This window comes from Streptacidiphilus alkalitolerans (genome assembly GCF_042511045.1).
In the GTDB taxonomy this organism is placed as follows: Bacteria; Actinomycetota; Actinomycetes; order Streptomycetales; family Streptomycetaceae; genus Streptacidiphilus; species Streptacidiphilus alkalitolerans.
In genome coordinates this window covers 96,781-114,597 of record NZ_JBHEZX010000021.1, presented here as the reverse complement: position 1 = coordinate 114,597, position 17,817 = coordinate 96,781, and the positions used below count along the sequence as shown (strand labels likewise).

Genomic DNA, 17,817 nt, shown 5'->3' with positions numbered 1-17,817 from the left:
GCTGTGGCTGCGTAGGTGGGTTGTGGGGGCGTTTGTCGGCCAGTGGTGACAGCATGGAGGTGTCTTGAGCGTCCGCAGTGTTGGTGAGAATTGAGAGCGGCTGACGTGGCCGTGTCGGCCGTTCAGGCTTCGGGGTAGTAGTCGAAGATCCCCGCCTTGGTGAGTTGTTCTTCTGCGCGCCAGTGGAGGAACCGTGGCGGGCGCGTGTCGTCGATGCTGATGGCGTCGTCGTACTGGTTCGTCACCAGGTTGATCAGGAACTCGGCCATGCCGCAGGGGTAGAGCGTCCAGCGTGAATTGGTGTGCCGGCCGCAGACGAGGACGGGCCACTGGTCGGGGTCCTGTCCGGTGGTGACCCAGCAGAGGAGGTCGGGGCCCGGGGTGCGGCCCCAGATCATGATGTCGTCGGGATCGACGTCCGGGCGCCAGCGTTCGGGGGTGTGGTGCCAGGTTCCTTGGGCTCCGGGGGTGTCCTCGGCGATGCTTCCCTGGTCATGGAGGCGGTCCGGGGCTTGGACCGGGAGGAGGATGCGGGTGATCCCGTTGATGACGCCGGAGCCGTAGGTCTCCAGGAAGGCCTTGTAGTCCGCAGGCAGGCGGGTCCCCAGTTCATGCTCAGCCGCCGCCCAGTTGATCGGCTCCTCGGCGCCGGTGTCGGTCGGCATGATCCGTGCCAGTGCCTCGATCCCGGGATGCATCGCCATGTCGTGCCCTTTCGCTTGGTCGGATCAACCTAGCGCTGGTCAGGATGCCTGTTCCTGTCGGGCCCGGGTGGTGGCGAGTGGGTAGGAGTCGGTGCCGGTCTCGATGATGTTGCCGCCGAAGGTGGGGCGGTCGACGACGGTCGCGCGGAGGCGGGGGTCGGTGAAGGTCTTGGTCCAGCCGCCGAAGGACTCGTTGGAGGCGATGGCGACGCTGTTCTTCTCCTCGCGTTCAGTCAGGACCTGGAACAGCAGTTCGGCGCCCTTGCGGTCCAGTTCCAGGTAGCCCAGTTCATCGATGCACAAGAGGTCGACGCGTCCGTAGCGGGCGATGGTCTTGGCCAGGACCTTCTCGTCGGCGGCTTCGGCGAGCTCGTTGACGAGCTTGGCGGCCGGGGCGTACTTGCCCCGGAACCCGGCCATCGCGGCTTCGGTGCCCAGGGCGATCAGCAGGTGGGACTTGCCGGTGCCGCTGTCGCCGATCAGGCAGAGCGGGAGGCCCTTCTTGACCCAGTCGCAGGAGGCCAGGGTGTGGATGGCGGCGGAGTCGATGTTGAGGTTGGGGTTGGGGTTGGCGTCGAAGTCGAACTGCCGCAGCGACCTGTCGCGCGGGAAGCCGGCTGCCTTGATGCGGCGCTCGGAGCGGCGCCGGGCCCGGTCGTCGCACTCGGCCATCAGGAGCTCGGCCAGGAAGCCGCGGTAGGTCATCTGCTCGCGCGGGGCCATCTCGGCCATCTCGGCCAGGTCGGGGAACTGGGGGCGGATGTGGGAAGCCGCAGCATCCGGCATGCCTGGTCGGCGGGGGCGGCCTGGTCGGTCAGTCCTCGGTTGCGGGTGAAGGCCATGGCGGGTTCTCCTTCGGGTCAGGTCGAGCGGTCCGGCTGCGGCCCGGCGCACAGCGTGGTGGGCGCCGGGCTGTCTTCTCGCTGTCTGGGCCCGGTGGACCCGGTTCAGCGGGAGGAGACGGCGGGGGCGTGGCCGGCCGTGCCCGGTGTGCCGTCGCCGTAGTCGAGCCATGTGCCCAGCGGGCGGGTCTGACCCGCCCCGGGCAGGTGGTAGTCGCACACGCCGGTCGGGAAGACCGTCTTGAGTTCGGCTTCCTGGGCACGGGTGAAGGAGGGGTAGTGGCGGGGGTCCAGGGGGCGGAGGGTGCATGTGAGAACGTTCTCCGCCAGCGGCTCCCCGGCGACCTGGCGCGGGCTGGAGTGGACCGGGTACAGAGTGGCGCAGGGGCCGGTGGCCGGGTCGGTGAGCGGGCTGCTGATGCGGTTGCCGGTGGTGAGGTAGCAGCCGGAGGCCAGGTGTGCGGGCTTGTCGTCGGCGACCTTGGCGGCGGTGCTGCGGTGGGAGTGGTCGGCTCGCACGTTGGTGAGCCACTGGTCCATGGCCTGCAGTTCGTAGGCGTTGGCGGCTGCGGCCTGGCTTGCGGTGGGCTCGTTTTCGATGATGACCTGGTTGGCGGCGGTGCCGCGGGCCTGGATGAGGCGGGCCTGGATGGCGTAGGACCGCTGGGTGGTGTGGATGTCGTTGGTGAAGCCGGCCTGGTCGAGGTCTTCGCGCTGGTCGATGACAGCGGTGGCGGGCAGGCCGAGGGAGGCGCTGTTGACGAGGTCGTCGCGGTAGGCGGCGGTCAGCGCTTTCGGGGAGGCGGCCGTGCGGGCGGTGGTGGGCCTGCCGAGGTAGTCGTAGCCGCCGATGGCCCTGTTGAGGGCGAGGAACTGGGCGGGGGTGATCCGGTGGTCGTCCAGGGCCTGGAGACCGTACTGGACTCCGGTGTTGTCCAGGGGGCTGTTGGCGAAGCCGGTGGCGGGGTCGGTGCCCAGTTGGTTGGCCATCTGCTGGAGCATGCTGCAGCGCACGCCGCGGGGGTTGGCCGTGCTCCACTGGGCGGCGGTGGGGATGGCGTTGTCGGGGGCGAGCACCTGCTGGTTGCAGCTGCCGGTGGGGGTCAGCCGGTTGCCGAAGCTTGCCTGCCAGGAGGCGCAGGAGCCGGCGTTGCCGAAGCCGGTGACGGCCTGGCGCTGGGCGGCGGTGAAGGAGGCCGCGGCGGGGCCGGCGAAGAAGGACTGCAGCAGGCCGCAGTCGGTGACGGTGTCCGCGACGCTCAGCGGGTCGGGGAAGGAGATGCCGGGGATGATGCCGTCCAGGATGCCGGGGTAGGAGTCGGCGATGCCGTACTGCTGGATTCCGCCGCCCGAGGCACCCCAGCCGATGGTGAACCGGGGCGGACCGTAGGTGTCGACGAAGTGCTCTTTGACCATCATCGCGGCCTCGGCGGACAGGGGGATGTCGCAGTTCTGGTCCAGGACGTTCAGCGTGGAGGAGGCCACGGCGTAGCCCTGGGAGAGCATGAGGTCGTTCAGGACGCCGCCGGTGAGGTTGCCCTGGTGGTAGCCGCCGTTGCAGCCGCCGCCGAAGGTGTAGACGAGTTTGCTGTTCCAGCTGGTGTCGCGGTGCAGCGGCGAGGGGGCCGAGCCGTCGTAGAGCGCGGCGATCTGGTAGACGGCGCGGTCGATGACACCGGTCTGCACGCTGACGATGTAGGGCACCGTGCGGCCGCCCACCGTGGCGTTGGCCAGGTCGGCGGGATGCTGGGACGGGCTGGGCAGCGGCTTGAACGCGCCGGCGCTGTCCTTGTACTGGTTAGCTGGTCACCGTTGGTGCCGAGCAGGTGGGCCGGGCGGCCGCGGCCAGGCCGAAGGCGGTGGTCTCGCAGTAGTAGGGCTCCTGCTGGGGTCCGGAGAAGACGGGCCCGTTGATGGAGTGGTCCTTGATCCGCACGCTTGCGCTGAGCCGTCGGCCCGCTGTGGCGGTCACGATGCCGGTACCGGGGCGCAGCGCGGTGGCCAGGCCCAGAAGGCTGCCGTCCGGCTGGCGGGCGAAGGCGGAGGTGATGTCCCGCCCGTTCTCGGTGATCCGAGCCCTGCGCAGGTCGGCGGTGCGGCCGGCGACCTTGATGAGGGTCTCGTTGCCGCTGATCAGCTGCGGGTGCGGGTTGGCGGGGGTGGTCACGCTCAGCGCCGCTGCGCCGCGGGCCGCGGCCGAGGCGTGCGGTGCGCTGAGCGTGAGGGTCGCGGCTGCGGCGACGGCCGCGAGCAGCGCGGCCGTGGTTCGTGCACCTGGACGGTGCCTTGGGGCTTGGGGCATGACTTGTCCCTTCGTTGCGACAGGGCCACGCGCACGGTGGCGGGCACGAACGTCAATAGAAGAACACTGTTCTGCTGTGGGACCGTAGCAGAACAGTGTTCTCCTGTGCAGGGGGCGGCGCCGCTAAGCTGAACAGGACCGGACCGGGGAGGACTGCATGACGACCGCGGCACGCAGCGGTGCGCGTTCCGGATTCCAGCGCGCCCGCAGCCCCGAGCAGCGCGACGAGCGCCGCCGGGCGATCCTGGAGACCGCCGACGGCATGCTCGGGGAGACGGTGCTGGCAGAGATCAGCCTGCGCGAGATCGCACGGCGGGTCGGCTGCGCCACCTCGAACGTGCTGCTCTACTTCGAGACCCGGGAGGCGGTCTTCCTCGAACTGCTCGATGCGGCGTGGTCGCAGTGGATCGGCGCCCTGGACGCCGAACTGCCCGAGCCTGCGGCGCCTGTCCCGCTGGAGGAACTGGCCGACGCGGTCGCCGGATCGCTCGCCCGTCGACCGCGGATGTGCCTGCTCATGAGCGCCTCCGGTCCCCTGCTCGAACCCAACGTCTCGCCTGAGACGCTCAATCGCTTCCGGGCGGCCGCCCACGCCCGCGTCGCCGAGGCCGCGGCAGTGCTGCACACCCGCCTGCCCGACCTCGGCGAGCAGGACGTCTGCGAGCTCGTGTCCGTCATGGCGACCTACACCGTGGGCCTGTGGCCGCTGATGCACCCCGCCGCACCGCGCGGCGCGCAGTTGGGGGCGACCAAGGATTTCCGCACCGGCGCCGCACGCACGTTCGCGGTGCTGGTCCGCGGGCTGCGCGCGGCCCCGTGAATCGGAACGGCCAGGAGCGCGGGCCCGGAATCAAACGCCGCCGACGGATCGTGCGGCGGGCGCCACCCGCCAGGACCCGGGCGCGGCTGCGGGCGTCAGTTGCTGAAGGCGGTGATGTATTCGAGGGATTCGTCGACTCCGTAGTGCCCGAACTCGCGTGCTGCAGGACTGCTTGAAGCCGCCGAACGGGGCATCGGAGTCCGCCGGCAGGGAGTTGACCGCGAGGCGACGCGGCGCGCGCGGCCGGGCTCCCCCAGGACGTGGGCCATCAGGCCGAAGTCGGTGCCGTTGGCGACGGCCACCGCCTCCTCGTCGTCGCGGCAGGTCAGCACGCTCAGAACGGGCCCGAAGATCTCCTCCCGGGCGATCCGCATCCGCGGGTGCACGTCGAGGAACACGGTGGGCCCGGCGCAGGTACCCGCCTCAAGGCCCTCGGGCCGGCCCTCGCCACCGGTCAGGAGCGTCGCGCCGTCGCGCCCTCCTCGATGCAGACGCGGATGCAGGACTGGACGCGGTCGAAGCGGGCCTGGGTGACCATCGGGCCCACCGGGGTGTCCCGGTCGTACGGGGAGCCGACCTTGAACGAGCCGATCTTGTCGAGGATGAGCGCCTTGACCTCCTCGATCCGGCATTCGGGCACCAGCAGCCGCGCACCTGAGGTGCGGGCCTGGCCGCTGTTGAACAGCCGGACCATCAGGGCGAGGTACACCGCCTCGTCCAGGTCCGCGTCGTCCAGGACGGCCGCCGGGGCCCTGCCCCGACATCTCCCGCACAACCACACCGGGGACCGGGCGCCCGGGTCATCCGACCCACCGTCGACGCCGTCGAGCCCGGAACGGGGTCCCGCCACTGCGTCGGCAGGCGAACCCGGGCATAACGCATACACACATGCGTTATCCTGGGCGCATGCAGAGAGCCCGATCAGCCGAGGACAAGGCGCGCCGCGCGGAGGACCTGCTGCGGGCGGCCGAGGCGGTCGCCCTGGAACTGGGTGGCGTCCGGCACATCACACTGGCGGCCGTCACCAAGCAGGCGGGGCTGCATCAGACCGGGCTCAGGCGCTACCACGCCAGCAGGGAGCAGCTGCTCCTGGAACTGGCGGAGCGCGGCTGGGGCCAGTGGCGTGACGCCGTGAGAGGTGAGACCGCCGAGCGCACGGGCCTGACGCCGGTCCAGACGGCAGCCGTGGTCAGCAGGACCCTGACATCGCTGCCGGTGTTCTGCGACCTGCTGACGCACGCGGTACTGCACCTGGAGGGCGACGTCGACATCGAACGCGCCCGGCGCTACAAGGCCAGCGCGACCGCCGCCCGTGACGACATCGCCGCCGCCCTGGACCGGGCGAGCGTCCTGACGCTCGAGCAGATCATCAGCCTCCTGGCGGTGGCGGGATTCGTGGCGGCGGGCCTGTGGCAGGTCTCCAACCCCACCCCGACCCTGGCCAGGCTGTACGAGGAGGAGCCGCGCTGGGGCCAGGCCGGCGCCGACATCGGACCGCGGCTCGACGCCGTGCTCACCACCTTCGCCACAGGACTGGCGGCAGCGGCAACCGGCTGACCCCCCGCCGGGGCCCCGGCACGGCAAGGCCGCCCCGAGGGGCAGCACGCCGGGGTGACCGCGTTCAACGCCCAGCACCGCACCTCCGCGCGGCCCGGCGCGCGCGGCCCTGCGCCTTGGCGCACTCGGGCGCCCGGGCGTGCAGCACAGAGCGCTTCCCCCGACGGAGCGCTTCCCCTGACGGAGCGCCAGTACGCAGCAGCGGCGGGTTCGGCCCCGCCTCGACGCAGCGGAGCCCAGACCTGCGGACCGGTAGGACCGGCAGGACCGGCAGGACCGGGCTGAACCGGTCCACCAGCAGAACAGCACACGCCTACCGATCGGCCGGCAGGGGCCGTCGATCGTCGACGCTGGGCATCGCGCTGGGCACGGGCCGGTGAATTGCTGCGCCCGCAGCATCGGGCACCCCGGAGCGGGGCGCGGGCCGGGCGGGGATGGTCCACGACGAGCGGGCCCCAAGGGGAGGCGCCCGCACCACCAGGGCCCGCGTGCACCGGACACCAAGTTAATGCATGCCTACATGCACTAAGTGCCCGGATCGTGGTAGCGTCGCACCAGTGCACCGGCGAGTGCACCAACCACAGGGAGGCCGCACGGGCCTCAGTCCGGCGAACAGGCGCTTGTGCCGGTCCGCCCCTTGACAGGCACCCGGGAGCGTGACGGCCGGGACCGAGTCCTGCCTCGAGATGACGCCCGCGCACCGCCAGCGCCCGGACACAGGCCGGACAACGCCGGCGACGCCGCGACCGGGCAAGGACCTGCCTCGCACACCCGGCCGATAAGCCCCGCCCCCTCATCCGCAGACACGCGCAGACCAGCACCGTGGGATGCGTCGTTCGACCCGTTCACTGGAGGTGGACCACATGACCGCACAGGTCGCGCTGATCACCGGCGCTTCATCCGGCATCGGCGCCGAAGCAGCCCGAAAGCTGAAGGCCAAGGGATACACCGTCTACGGCGTCGCCCGACGCACGCACCGGCTCGCCGCGCTCACCGGCGACGGCATCCGGACCTTCGCCATGGATGTGACCGACGACGACTCGATCACCTCGGGCGTCAAGCGCGTCGTCGAGGAGGCCGGGCGTATCGACGTGCTGGTCAACAACGCGGGCTACGGCACGCTCGGCTCGGTGGAGGAGACACCGCTCGACGACGGCCGGCGGCTGTTCGAGGTCAACGTGTTCGGAGCCATGCGCCTGACGCAACTGGTCCTCCCGCACATGCGCGAGCAGCGCTCCGGCAGGATCATCAACATCAGCTCGGTCGGCGGGAAGATCTACAGTCCGCTGAGCGCCTACTACAACGGCAGCAAGCACGCGCTCGAGGCGATGAGCGACTGCCTGCGGTTCGAGCTCGCGCAGTTCGGCATCCAGGTCGCCGTCGTCGAACCCGGCGGCACCAAGACCGAGTGGTCCGAGATCGCGGTCGCCCACGTCGAGAAGAACTCCGGCCAGGGCCCGTACGCACGCCAAGCCCATGCCATGGCCAGGGGACTGGCCTCCGAAGGGCAGCGGCAGCGGTTCGTCCCGGCCGCAGCCGTAGCCGACACCATCGTGGAAGCGGCGACCGCCAGGAAGCCCAGGACGCGCTACACCGTCGGCGCGAACACCAAGGCGGCCATCACGCTTCGGCGTCTGCTGTCCGACCGCGCCTTCGACGCCATGATCGCGCGGACGTCCGGCGTCCCCCGCACATAAATCCGCAACCGCCCCGCAGCACGTCGCCAGATGCACAGCGGTCCATGCGCTGCCAGCGCGCTGCCAGCCGACGGGCAGAAAAACAGAAACGAGCCGCCCTGCCGTTGATCATGGCGCCCATGCACCGAGCAGGCAGAGGAATCCGCACCCCTACGGAATATGCGCGACCCATCATGAGGCCCGAGACGAAGGGGCGTGCCGTCCTCCCTGGCGACGCCACGCTTCCCGCCCACCCAAGGAACGCCACAATTCACACAGAAACAGCACCCCATGAACCCCCGGCCGGACAGCCTCACTGGCGAGTACTTCCGCAGATCCCTACCGTGGACGGCCGCCCCGGAGAGCTGACCACCGTCGCAACCGCGCCAGGACAAGCAAAGCAGAGCAGGCCGCCTGGAGCCCCGCCCACCCACCCAAGGCCATCCGCCCACGACGAGGCGCCTCCATCACCACACCGCGCGACTTCCAGCCCACCGCGGGCCAGCAGGAGCGCCTGGACGCCGCACGCCGCGCCGAACACCAGCGCCAGGCGTCCCAGCAGTGATCGCGGCAGCGGCCACCGAAGTCACCAGTCCCGACACCGGCCGGTGACTTCGCCGGCGACCTCGGGATGCTGGCCCCGGCACTGGCGACTTCGGGATGCTGGTGACTTCGGGATGCTGGTGACTTCGGCGCTGGCGACTTCGGCGCTGGTGGCGCGGCTCTGAACCCACGTCAGACCTGAGCCCGGTCCCCGACCCGGTCCCAGAACGTCAGACCGCCGGTGGCCAAGGGCGCCGCCCGGGAACCGGCTGCTCCACCGGGGACAGCCGCGGGGCCCGACCGCTGCAGGTGGTGTCACGGGCCGGGAGAACGCGGGGAACCCGAGCGGGCGGCGTTCGGTCCTGGCGCGATTCCCGCAGTCCGCCGCGCCCTGCGCATGGGCACCCGCCCACGCGGCCGACCCGATTCCCAGCCCACCCGTCAAGCAGAGCAGGGCCGCCCGCCATCCCCCCCATGAGACCAGGCGGCCCCGCCCGTGCCGCCCACTGAGCGCCCGTCACCGGACAACCCTGAACACAACCACTGACCAAACGCGGACCCCCTGCCCACCAACCGGGTCAGACCCCGCCGGCAGCAGTGACCGAACACAGCCGCTCCCCCGCAACCAGCCGCGGCCTCGAGCCCACCACGGACAGGAACAGCCGCCAGCCGTCGGCGAAGTCGACCGCCACACCGAACCCGACAGCCGGCGGCGCGGACCGGCAGCGCTCTACCGGCCGACACGCACCACGCCGGGCGCAGCGGCCGTCACAGCCAGCAGGCCCTGCCCGAACGAGACGACCAGGACCCCGTTGCGAGGCCGCCCGCAAAGCCCACCGCGACACGGCCGGGACCCGCCCGCTCATCGAGGTCCTACCGCTGCACCGGCACATGCACCACAACCACGTCGCCGTTTGCCGCCGTTCGGCGCTCCGTGCCGGATGCTGAAAGCTAGGGTGGGCCGGGGCGCGGACACGCGCTCGGAGATGCGGAGACCGGAGGAGGTGGCCCGTGGCAGAACGAGCGGCTGGAAGCCCCGAGCAGCGGATCCTGGCCAGGATCGGTGCGATGGTGGCCGACGAGAAGACCCTGCGCGAGCAGGCGGCAGCGGGTGAGATCGACGACGAGTCCGAGCATCGGCGGCTCGCCGAGCTCGAGGTCGAGCTCGACCAGTGCTGGGACCTGCTGCGCCAGCGCCGGGCCAAGTCGGAGTTCGGCGAGAACCCAGACGATGCCCAGGTACGCGACTCCTCCACGGTGGAGGGCTACCGCAGCTGACGCCCTCGTCCACGCCGTTGCCGGGGTGACCGTGACCGGTTGCCCGGTCCCGGTGATGATCGTCACGGGTGGGTCGGCCGCGGCTGCCACGGCCACCGCCGCAACCCGGGCGGTGGCCGGTGCGGAGCAGCGGGCGGGTCAGGCTCGGGCCACCGACTGGGGGAAGGCGAACACCTGGTCCGGGTCGTACTGCTCCGACACCGACTTCAGCCTGGCCAGGTTGTCGCCGTAGTAGGCGGTGCCCCAGTCCGGCAGGCCCGCGTCGATGTAGTTGACATACGCGCCCGTCGCGCCCAGCGCGGCCAGCCCGTCCCGGATGCCGTCCACTGCGGCCGTCACCGCCGCCCGGTTCGCGTGGGTGGCGCTCGCGTAGACCTGTGCCGAGGCGAGCGCGGTGCGGTGCGGGAAGGCGGTCGCGTCAGGGGCGAGGTCGGCGACCGCGCCGCCCAGCGAGTCCAGCAGCAGGTCGATCCCGTCCCGTCCGGTCATCAGCCGGACCATCGCCTGCGGGTCCAGCGCGGCGGGCAGCATCCGGGAGACGGCTACGAACGCCTCTCGCGGCAGGCGTCCGCCCTCGGACTTGAGATGGCACTGGGCGATGGTGTCGTTGGCGCAGCCGGCCATGTACTTCATCGCGTCCAGGTAGCTCTTGCCCTGCGCGCTGCGCGAGACCGGCCGCGTCCCTGCGGCGGCGACCAGTCGGTCCAGCAGCGGGTTCAACTCCTTCGCCGTCCCGACGAGGCAGCCGCCGACCTGGCAGGTCGGCGGCGTACCGCCGGACACCACGCAGTTCGACCACAGGTCCGGCGGCGCGCCAGCGACCCAGTCCTGCCAGGCCCCGGTCACCGAAGCGGCCGAGCCGGCCGGGAAGGCCAGCGAGAAGACAGTGAGGTCGGGCACCGCCTCGGTGCTGAAGGTGAACCCGGTGACCACACCGAAGTTGCCGCCTCCGCCGCCCCGCAGCGCCCAGTAGAGGTCCGGCTCGGAACACGCGGAGGCGGTGACGACCCGCGAGTCGGCGGTGACCACTTCCGCCGAGACGAGCCGATCGCAGGTCAGCCCGTACTTTCGGGCCAGTACTCCGATTCCGCCGCCCAGGGCCAGCCCGCTGACGCCCACCGTGGGGCACGACCCGGCCGGCATCAGCCGCCCGGCCCGGGCCAGCGCCGCGTACACCTCGATCAGCCGGGCTCCCGCGCCGACCCGCACCGCGCCGTCGGACTGCGTCTGGATCCGGGCCAGCGGGCGCAGGTCCATCACCAGGCCGCCGTTCGGCACGCTGTACCCGAGGTAGCTGTGGCCGCCGCTGCGTGCGGCGATCGGCACCCCGTGCCCGCGGGCCGCGTCCAGGCATGCCTGGACGTCCGCCACCGAGGTGCAGCGGGCCACCGCCGCCGGAAACTGACCGTCGTTCAGTTCGTTGAATCCCACCCGCGCCACCCCGTACCCCGGGTCGCCCGGCTGCAGCAGCCGCCCCGCGAGCCGGGCCTTCAATGCCGACCAGTCCGGCGGCGCCGCCACGAGCCCGCGGGCCGGTCCCCTGCTCCCCGACCCGACCGGCTGCCGCACGAGAGCGGGCAGGACCGGTGCCGCGCTTGCGGCCACCGCGGCCGCCGCCCGCGCCACGCCGCCGCCGGCCCCGCCCGCGACCAGCGCGCCACCGAACCCCAGCGCCGTCAGAAAGCCCCGCCGATCGATCGTCATGTGCTGCCGTCTCCAAGGTGACCCGTGCGCGCCGCGCGCCGACCGCGCGGTCCTGCTCCGGTGCCATCCTGGTCCGGGTATCGCGCGACGGCGCGCGGGGCTGGGCCCAACGGCGGAGTCCGATTGCCACCCGGCCCGCCCACGCCCCCCGGGGGGCGAAGCCGCGGACGCCGCCCGTCGGCCGCGCGTCGTCGTCCGACCTGGGCCGCGGCGTCACCCCCTCGCGACGCTGCCCACGGTGTCGGGCGACTTCGCCTGGGCGAACCCCTGCACGGTCTCGATGCGGATCCGGGCGTCCAGCGGGTCCCAGTAGCGGATCATGTCCGGCCGGCCCGCCTTCCTGCCCACGGCGAGCGAGACGACGAAGTGCCCCTGAACCGCCGTCACCTGCGGGAATCTGGTTCCGGCATCGGCCCGTCCCAGTCGGCGGAGAGCCACCGGTCCAGGCTGATGAGACGCGGCCGGCGACGCGGCCGGCCCAGCGGCGCGCCGATCCTGCTGAAGCTGACCACGAGTTCGTTGGACTCTCCAGTGAACTCCAGGCCGCGAACCATCGCGTCGAGCGGAGCGTGCAGGGCCACGTCCTTCCAGGACACCCCCAGCAGGGCTCCCAGGGAGTAGGCCCCGCAGGTGGAGGAGTCCTGCGGTCAGGTGGCCGCTGTGTGCGAGAGCGACTGGACAGCGTAGTAGTAGGTGTACCCGCCCTCCGACCAGTTCGGCATGTCAACTCCTGTGACGTGTTTCGTCAGACCGGGCGCGGCCATCAGCGCGACCTCCCCTTCCTCCGGGGTGAGCTGCGCCGGGGCGATCGCGGTCGCCTGGCTGCCCTGGGCTCCCGCCGGCCGGCGGCTGGGGGCAGCCCGGGCCGCAGGCAGCTCCGCCGCCCGGGGCAGCGCGGCCGCTGCCCGAAACTGACTCGCGTCGTCCAGGCGCGGCACCCGGGCAGCGGCCCGCACCCACGGGGCGCGGGGGCTCCCACGGATGTCGTACCGGCACGCTCTGGTGCCGGGCGCCAGGCAGTGGTTGGCTGATCCGCAGAAACCACCCAACCAGGGAGAGACCATGGCGATCGACGTGGCCACCACCGCACTTGTCCTGATCGAATTCCAGAACGACTTCACCACCGAGGGCGGCGTCCTGCACGGTGCGGTCCAACCGGTCATGGACGCCACCGGCATGCTCCGTAGCACCGTCGAACTCACCGCCTCCGCCCGTGCCGCCGGGGTCACCGTCCTGCACGCACCGATCAGCTTCGCCCCCGGCTACGGCGAGATCACCAGCCACCCCTACGGCATCCTCAAGGGCGTCGTCGACGGCAACGCCTTCGTGAAAGGCACCTGGGGCGCCGAGATCACAGAAGTACTCGCCCCGCAGGACGGCGACATCGTGATCGAGGGCAAACGCGGACTCGACACCTTCGCAAGCACCAACCTGGACTTCATCCTCCGCAGCAAAGGCATCAAGACCATCGCCCTGGCCGGATTCCTCACCAACTGCTGCGTGGAATCGACCATGCGCACCGGCTACGAGCACGGCTACCAGGTCGTCACCCTGTCCGACTGCGTCGCCGCCACCTCCAAGGAGGAGCACGAGAACGCACTCACCTACGACTTCCCCATGTTCTCCCACCCGATGACCGCCACCGAGTTCCTGCAGGCCCTCGGCGAGGACTGACCCGACCGGCCGCGATCCGCCCACGCACCGACCGGGGCCGGGAGCCGTGCCCAGGACTTGCGGACCGGTCCCGGGAAGGCGCGCTGAGGGCGCGCCTTCCCGAATGCCCGGCCCGCCGAGGACCGAAGCCGAGCGCGAGGGCACGCCGCGCCGCCTGGGGCGCCGCCCGGCCCGGGAGCTGCGACTGCGCGCGTGGGAGGGCAGGCGGGCGGGAGGGCAGGCGGGCCGCGGGCGGTTCCGGTGCGACAGGAGACTGGCCCTCGACCGAAGGACACACCGCCGCGCTGCGGCGAAGCCAGGTGCGCGCGGAAGCCGCGCCCCGCCGCAACGCGCCGGCGTCCTCCCGCGCCTGCCGCAACCGCTGCCGCGAACGGCCAAGGACGTTCCGTGCCGGCACCACTGCCGTCCTCGCCCCGGACCTGATTCGCCAGGAGGCAGTGCGGTGGAGACCGGCGTCGTGTGTGCCGCCGACTGTCGGCAGTCAGCGACGCGTCACGGCATGGTGATGGCGAAGCCCAGGTCGAAGTACTCGAGCAGGACCTCGGCCAGGAGCGTCAGCGGCCCGTAGTCGCCGGTCAGGACGGTCAGCGAACCTTCCGCCTCCAGTTGCTTGACGGTGGCGCCGCTGACGGCGAGCTGGTTCAGTCCGGCCCGGCTGATCCGGTAATCGGTGTACACGTCGTCGGGGGCAGGCTCGCCGAGGTAGACCAGAACCCCGTTGCGGACCCGGACCGTGCACATCACCGGGTCGCCCGCCAAGCCGTCGTAGACGTTCAGCCCGAAACTCATCGGGTGCTTCGCGGCCAGCGCGCCGCTGAGCCGGATGCCCATGAAGTCGAAGAGCATCTCCAGCGACATCGCGGCGAGCACATCGCCGTTATTCAGCGTGGTGCGGACCGGCGGCAGGCCGACCGGCCGGTCGCGGAGCTCCTGGGCGGCGGAGGCGTAGAAGTTCCGCCACGGTCCGCTCTCCGACTGGTAGCCGAGCTGTTCGAGGACGTTCGCCTCCAACTGCTTGGCCTTGGTGTCCCCCGGGTCGGCGAAGGTCACATGGCTGAGCAATTCCGCCAGCCAGCGGTAGTCCTCGACGGTTTCGGCCTTGTCGTAGGCGATCTGGGCGTTCTCCACCACCTTGGCGGCACCGCCCATGGCCAGGACGTAGCGCCGCCCGGCCTCACTGGGGGTCAGACCGTGCAGGTGCGCGGCATTTCCGTCGAACCAGCCCAGGTAGCGCTGGTAGACGGACTTCACATTGTGGCTGGTGGTGCCGTAGTAGCCGTGGTTGTACCAGGGGCCGCTGAGACCGGCCGGCAGGTGGCCGTCGATCATCTCCGCGATCTCGGTCATGGTGTGGCCCTGGTTCGCCAGGCGCAGCGTCTGGTCGTGCAGATAGCGGTAGAGGTCAGCCTGGTTGGTGAGGAAGTCCACGATCTCGTTGTTCTGGCCGGTCTTCCAGCGTGGCCAGAAGTGGCTGGCGAACATGGCCGTGGTACGCGAGCCGTAGCGCTGGATGGCGTCGTGCAGGTACTCCGACCAGGCTTTGGCGTCGCGGACCTGGGTACCGCGCAGACTGTAGATGTTGTGCAGGGTCGGCGTGGCGTTCTCCGCCATGCACAGGATGCCGGTCTGGGGCAGGAAGAAGTTCATCTCGGACGGGGCCTCGGTGCCCGGCGTCAGCTGGAACTCGAAGAGGAACGACTTGATCCGCACCGGGGCGGCCGGGTCCGTGGTCTCGGTGATGGTCACGGTCGGGGTGACGAACCCGACCGTCCCGGTGGAACTGGTCTTGCCGAGGCCCGCGTCGACCTCCCCCCGTGCGGACTTGTGCAGTTCCAGGCCGTACATGAAGGAGGCCCTGCGGGTCATCGCGGTGCCGGCGTAGACGTTCTCACTGACCACGTGCTCCAGGAAGCCGTCCGGTGCGACGATCGCCACGTCGTCGGGAATCTGCCCGCCGGGGAAGAGGCCCCGGACGCCGCCGTAGTGGTCCACGTGCGAGTGCGAGAAGATCACCGCGATGATCTTCCGCGGCTTGGTCTTGGCGCGGACGTTCAAGTACGTCTGCAGCGCGACCGCCGCGCACTCCTCGCTGACCAGCGGATCCAGCACGACGATGTCGCCGGACCCGGCCGGGTCCTCGATGAAGCTGATGTTCGACAGGTCGGCGCCGCGCACCTGGTAGACGGCGTCCTCCACCACCTGGAACAGTCCGCAGTTCATGTTGAGCAGGGCGTTGCGCCACAGGCTCGGGTTGACGGTGTCCGGCGCGGCACCGGTGAGGAAGGCGTACTGCGCCAGGCTCCAGATCGGCGGGAGCAACGGGTTCGGATTGGGAATCTCGAAGTTCGGCGGGAACCTGTACAGCAGGCCTGCCTGCGCCAGCGTCTGCTCCGTGTCCGTCCCCGGCGGCGGCAGCGGCACCCGCGCATTGAACCGCTTGGTGACGTCGGACGCGTCCTGGGGCTCGACAGCCCTGGGATGGTGCGTGCTCATGGTGGACCCCCCTGTCACGGCGGCGCGGCCATCGCCGCGCCCGCCAGAGCGGAAGCTATCTCCCCCCTCCGAGACATTACAAGACATTCACATCAACCAGTCTTCCAAGAACGACAGTTGACGGTATGTCATTCCGCATCCGCGCTCGGCGGCGCCGACTCGGCAAGCAGCGCCCACCGAACCCGACCGAACCCAGGTCGCGGTACGGTCCGTCAGCCCCGCACCCTGGAGCCGGACACGGGCCCACGAGCGAGGGACAGCCCACGCAGAGCCGCCCCATGACCCGCCGGAGCGCCACGCGGAGTACTCCTCCGCGGTCACCTGGCGCCCCCACGCGGTGCGGTTGCCGGGATTCGCCGGCGGCCTGGTAGGCGATCTGCGAGTGGAAGCAGGCGGGCGAGGCTCCGTGCCCGTGGTTCTCGCCGGGTCCGATGGAGACGCGGTCGCCCGGTCGGACTTCCTCGACCGGCCCGCCCTCGCGCCGGATCAGGCCGACCCCTTCGGTGACGAAGATCGCCTGTCCGGTCGGGTGGGTATGCCATGCCGTACGGGATCCCGGCGTAAAGTGGACGACCCCGCCCATGAAAAACGGTAGCGGAGCCTGCGGTTGTTGCGGGCTGTTGGCGGCCATCGGAAAACCCAGATCGGCGGCCAGCAGGCCATTCATGGAGTCTCGTAGCACAGCGTGACTGGTTTCTGGTGTTCGATGAGTGAGTAGCTGAGGCCCGGACGGCCCCCGGGCGTGGTGGCATGAGTCAGTTCCCGTCGATTACCGCCTGGATCACGTAGCGGGCGTTGTGCGCCATTGCAGGGTTCGTCCGGCGGTAGTACGGCAGTGCGATCAACGCCTGTGAGAGGGTCCGGCCCCGGCCGCGGGTCCAGGTCGCGTCGTCCACGACCAGCGCCTCACGGAAGATGTCCCTTCCGTCGGCTGACAGTAGATTCCATGCCGGGAACAGATCGCAGGCCGGATCTCCCACCCCCGCGCACCCGAAGTCGATCACCGAGACCAGCCTCCCGTTGTCAACCAGCAGGTTGCCCGGCATCAGATCTGCGTGCACCCACACCGGTTGCCCGTTCCAGCCCGGGGCCCGCAGCGTCTCCTCCCACACAGCAGTCACAGCAGCGCAGTCGATACCCTCCTGGGGAATCGCGCGGAGTTCCTCGATCGCCGCCCGGGTCTGCGCGTCGAGCGACGCCACCGGCTCGCCCCGATGCGCCATCGGCCCAGCTGGCAGGGTGACACCACACAGCGCCGCCACGAACGCGGCCAGGTCCTGGGCCAGCTGTCCAGACGCGCCCAGAGCCCCTTCAACGGGATGCCCGCCCGGCAACCACCGGTACACCGACCACGGCCACGGATACTCCCGGGTCGGCTCCCCGGCACCGAGCACCTCGGGGATGCGCGTCGGCAGGAAGGGAGCGAGTCGCGGAAGCCACTCGCGCTCCCTCGACACGTCGTTCGCGCCGCCCCGCACCAGTGGCAGCCGAACCACCATGTGGTCGCCCAGCCGGTACATCGCATTGACCGTGCCACCCGAAGGCCACCGCTTCACCGCCAGTTCAGCCCACTGCGGGAACTGCTCGGCGATCAACCGCCTTACAAGACCTTCGTCAATCGGGTGCATGCCGACACGCATCTCGCTCATAGGCATCATGCGACCACCGGCCGCCGAGGCGCGTCAAACCGCTTTCCACTCGGTCTGCGCCTATCCCCAGAGGCAACCGACACCGGACACGCTCTGCGACCCGGTGGCCATCTGCCTGGAGGTGTCCCTTGCCACCAGCCCGCGGCGGGCTGGCCGCCGACCGGGAAGATCCAGTGGCCACTGGCACGGGCGACGAGGCAGGCGACGGCGCGTTCGACCGGTGGTCTCCACCGTCGGTAGGCGGCTTTCCATTCGGGGTCGGTGGCGGCCTGGCGCCGAGCTGGTCGTGACGGGGTCGGATGGTGAGGATCCGGCCGGTCTTCGCCGTTGCACAGCGCCGGCGCAGAGAGACCACGCCGTCCACCTGGCCGCCCCTGGTGGACGCGGCCATCTTCGGCGAGGCGCCGACCAGGGCGGCCTCGTGATGAGCGCCCATCGCGCAGCCGAGCAGGCGGCGGGAGATCAGGCCGATCACGGTAGCCAGGTAGAGCTCGACCACGCTCGTGCCGATCTCGGTCACGTCACCGACCCACAGCACGTTCGACGCCCGCCGTTTCAATCATGAGCCAGCACCC

The 17,817-nt window shown here is 70.9% G+C and carries 17 protein-coding genes and 2 pseudogenes; 6 read left to right on the top strand and 13 right to left on the bottom strand.

The genetic code is table 11. The features are described from left to right. Positions 1–122: 122 nt before the first annotated feature. The 4 genes and pseudogenes from ACEZDG_RS33275 to ACEZDG_RS33260 all read right to left on the bottom strand — a co-directional run bounded on the left by ACEZDG_RS33275 (position 123) and on the right by ACEZDG_RS33260 (position 3,848). Positions 123–704 carry an SMI1/KNR4 family protein gene (locus ACEZDG_RS33275; protein WP_380517201.1) on the bottom strand — a complete coding sequence of 194 codons (582 nt, stop codon included), beginning with the start codon at positions 702–704 and terminating at the stop codon, positions 123–125. A 39-nt stretch (positions 705–743) separates the two neighbouring features. Beyond that, positions 744–1,546 (bottom strand): annotated as a pseudogene (istB, locus tag ACEZDG_RS33270) (IS21-like element helper ATPase IstB). A 105-nt stretch (positions 1,547–1,651) separates the two neighbouring features. Beyond that, positions 1,652–3,328 (bottom strand): annotated as a pseudogene (locus tag ACEZDG_RS33265) (DUF6351 family protein); the annotation flags it as partial. Positions 3,329–3,344: 16 nt separating this feature from the next. After that, the gene (locus ACEZDG_RS33260; protein ID WP_380517198.1) at positions 3,345–3,848 is read right to left on the bottom strand and encodes a DUF6351 family protein; all 504 of its coding nucleotides are present in this window, start codon (positions 3,846–3,848) and stop codon (positions 3,345–3,347) included. A 157-nt stretch (positions 3,849–4,005) separates the two neighbouring features. Between ACEZDG_RS33260 and ACEZDG_RS33255 the strand changes: the two genes are divergently transcribed. After that, positions 4,006–4,668 carry a TetR/AcrR family transcriptional regulator gene (locus ACEZDG_RS33255; protein WP_380517196.1) on the top strand — a complete coding sequence of 221 codons (663 nt, stop codon included), beginning with the start codon at positions 4,006–4,008 and terminating at the stop codon, positions 4,666–4,668. A gap of 95 nt (positions 4,669–4,763) precedes the next feature. Here ACEZDG_RS33255 and ACEZDG_RS33250 read toward each other — a convergent pair whose 3' ends face one another. Together ACEZDG_RS33250 and ACEZDG_RS33245 are read right to left on the bottom strand one after the other, a co-directional pair. Further along, positions 4,764–5,126, bottom strand: a complete 363-nt coding sequence (locus ACEZDG_RS33250; protein ID WP_380517261.1) for an aldehyde dehydrogenase family protein — start codon at positions 5,124–5,126, stop codon at positions 4,764–4,766. Next, positions 5,123–5,443, bottom strand: coding sequence for an aldehyde dehydrogenase family protein (locus tag ACEZDG_RS33245; protein ID WP_380517193.1), 321 nt, complete (start codon positions 5,441–5,443; stop codon positions 5,123–5,125). Before ACEZDG_RS33245 ends, ACEZDG_RS33250 begins: the two co-directional genes overlap by 4 nt. Before the next feature lie 131 nt (positions 5,444–5,574). Here ACEZDG_RS33245 and ACEZDG_RS33240 point away from each other — a divergent pair, with 131 nt between their 5' ends. From ACEZDG_RS33240 to ACEZDG_RS33230, 3 genes are all read left to right on the top strand, one after another. Then, positions 5,575–6,225: a TetR family transcriptional regulator gene (locus ACEZDG_RS33240; protein ID WP_380517191.1), complete on the top strand. Its 651-nt coding sequence runs from the start codon at positions 5,575–5,577 to the stop codon at positions 6,223–6,225. A gap of 863 nt (positions 6,226–7,088) precedes the next feature. Beyond that, positions 7,089–7,922: an oxidoreductase gene (locus ACEZDG_RS33235; protein ID WP_380517189.1), complete on the top strand. Its 834-nt coding sequence runs from the start codon at positions 7,089–7,091 to the stop codon at positions 7,920–7,922. A gap of 1,533 nt (positions 7,923–9,455) precedes the next feature. Next, on the top strand, positions 9,456–9,722 hold the full coding sequence (locus ACEZDG_RS33230) for a DUF2630 family protein (RefSeq protein ID WP_380517186.1): 267 nt from the start codon (positions 9,456–9,458) through the stop codon (positions 9,720–9,722). Positions 9,723–9,860: 138 nt separating this feature from the next. Here the strand turns inward: ACEZDG_RS33230 and ACEZDG_RS33225 are convergent, their stop codons facing one another. From ACEZDG_RS33225 to ACEZDG_RS33210, 4 genes are all read right to left on the bottom strand, one after another. Beyond that, a complete protein-coding gene (locus tag ACEZDG_RS33225) occupies positions 9,861–11,426 on the bottom strand; it encodes an FAD-binding oxidoreductase (RefSeq protein ID WP_380517183.1) in 1,566 nt (521 codons plus the stop codon). A gap of 213 nt (positions 11,427–11,639) precedes the next feature. Further along, positions 11,640–11,813: a hypothetical protein gene (locus tag ACEZDG_RS33220; protein ID WP_380517180.1), complete on the bottom strand. Its 174-nt coding sequence runs from the start codon at positions 11,811–11,813 to the stop codon at positions 11,640–11,642. Further along, positions 11,810–12,022 carry a hypothetical protein gene (locus ACEZDG_RS33215; RefSeq protein ID WP_380517177.1) on the bottom strand — a complete coding sequence of 71 codons (213 nt, stop codon included), beginning with the start codon at positions 12,020–12,022 and terminating at the stop codon, positions 11,810–11,812. Before ACEZDG_RS33215 ends, ACEZDG_RS33220 begins: the two co-directional genes overlap by 4 nt. A 51-nt stretch (positions 12,023–12,073) precedes the next feature. Further along, a complete protein-coding gene (locus ACEZDG_RS33210; protein ID WP_380517174.1) occupies positions 12,074–12,364 on the bottom strand; it encodes a hypothetical protein in 291 nt (96 codons plus the stop codon). Positions 12,365–12,488: 124 nt separating this feature from the next. On the opposite strand from ACEZDG_RS33210, the gene ACEZDG_RS33205 reads away from it, so the two are divergent. Continuing rightward, positions 12,489–13,100 (top strand): cysteine hydrolase, encoded by a 612-nt coding sequence (locus ACEZDG_RS33205; protein WP_380517171.1) that lies wholly within the window; start codon positions 12,489–12,491, stop codon positions 13,098–13,100. A 492-nt stretch (positions 13,101–13,592) separates the two neighbouring features. Here ACEZDG_RS33205 and ACEZDG_RS33200 read toward each other — a convergent pair whose 3' ends face one another. The 3 genes from ACEZDG_RS33200 to ACEZDG_RS33190 form a co-directional block, all read right to left on the bottom strand. Beyond that, complete coding sequence (locus ACEZDG_RS33200) at positions 13,593–15,593, bottom strand: alkyl/aryl-sulfatase (protein WP_380517168.1); 2,001 nt, start codon at positions 15,591–15,593, stop codon at positions 13,593–13,595. 76 nt (positions 15,594–15,669) lie between these two features. Continuing rightward, positions 15,670–16,176, bottom strand: a complete 507-nt coding sequence (locus ACEZDG_RS33195) for a cupin domain-containing protein (RefSeq protein WP_380517259.1) — start codon at positions 16,174–16,176, stop codon at positions 15,670–15,672. A gap of 172 nt (positions 16,177–16,348) precedes the next feature. Next, positions 16,349–17,233: an aminoglycoside phosphotransferase family protein gene (locus ACEZDG_RS33190; protein ID WP_380517256.1), complete on the bottom strand. Its 885-nt coding sequence runs from the start codon at positions 17,231–17,233 to the stop codon at positions 16,349–16,351. A 308-nt stretch (positions 17,234–17,541) separates the two neighbouring features. Between ACEZDG_RS33190 and ACEZDG_RS33185 the strand changes: the two genes are divergently transcribed. Beyond that, entirely contained in the window at positions 17,542–17,667 is a 126-nt protein-coding gene (locus tag ACEZDG_RS33185; RefSeq protein ID WP_380517165.1) for a hypothetical protein, read from the top strand. Positions 17,668–17,817: the final 150 nt, after the last annotated feature.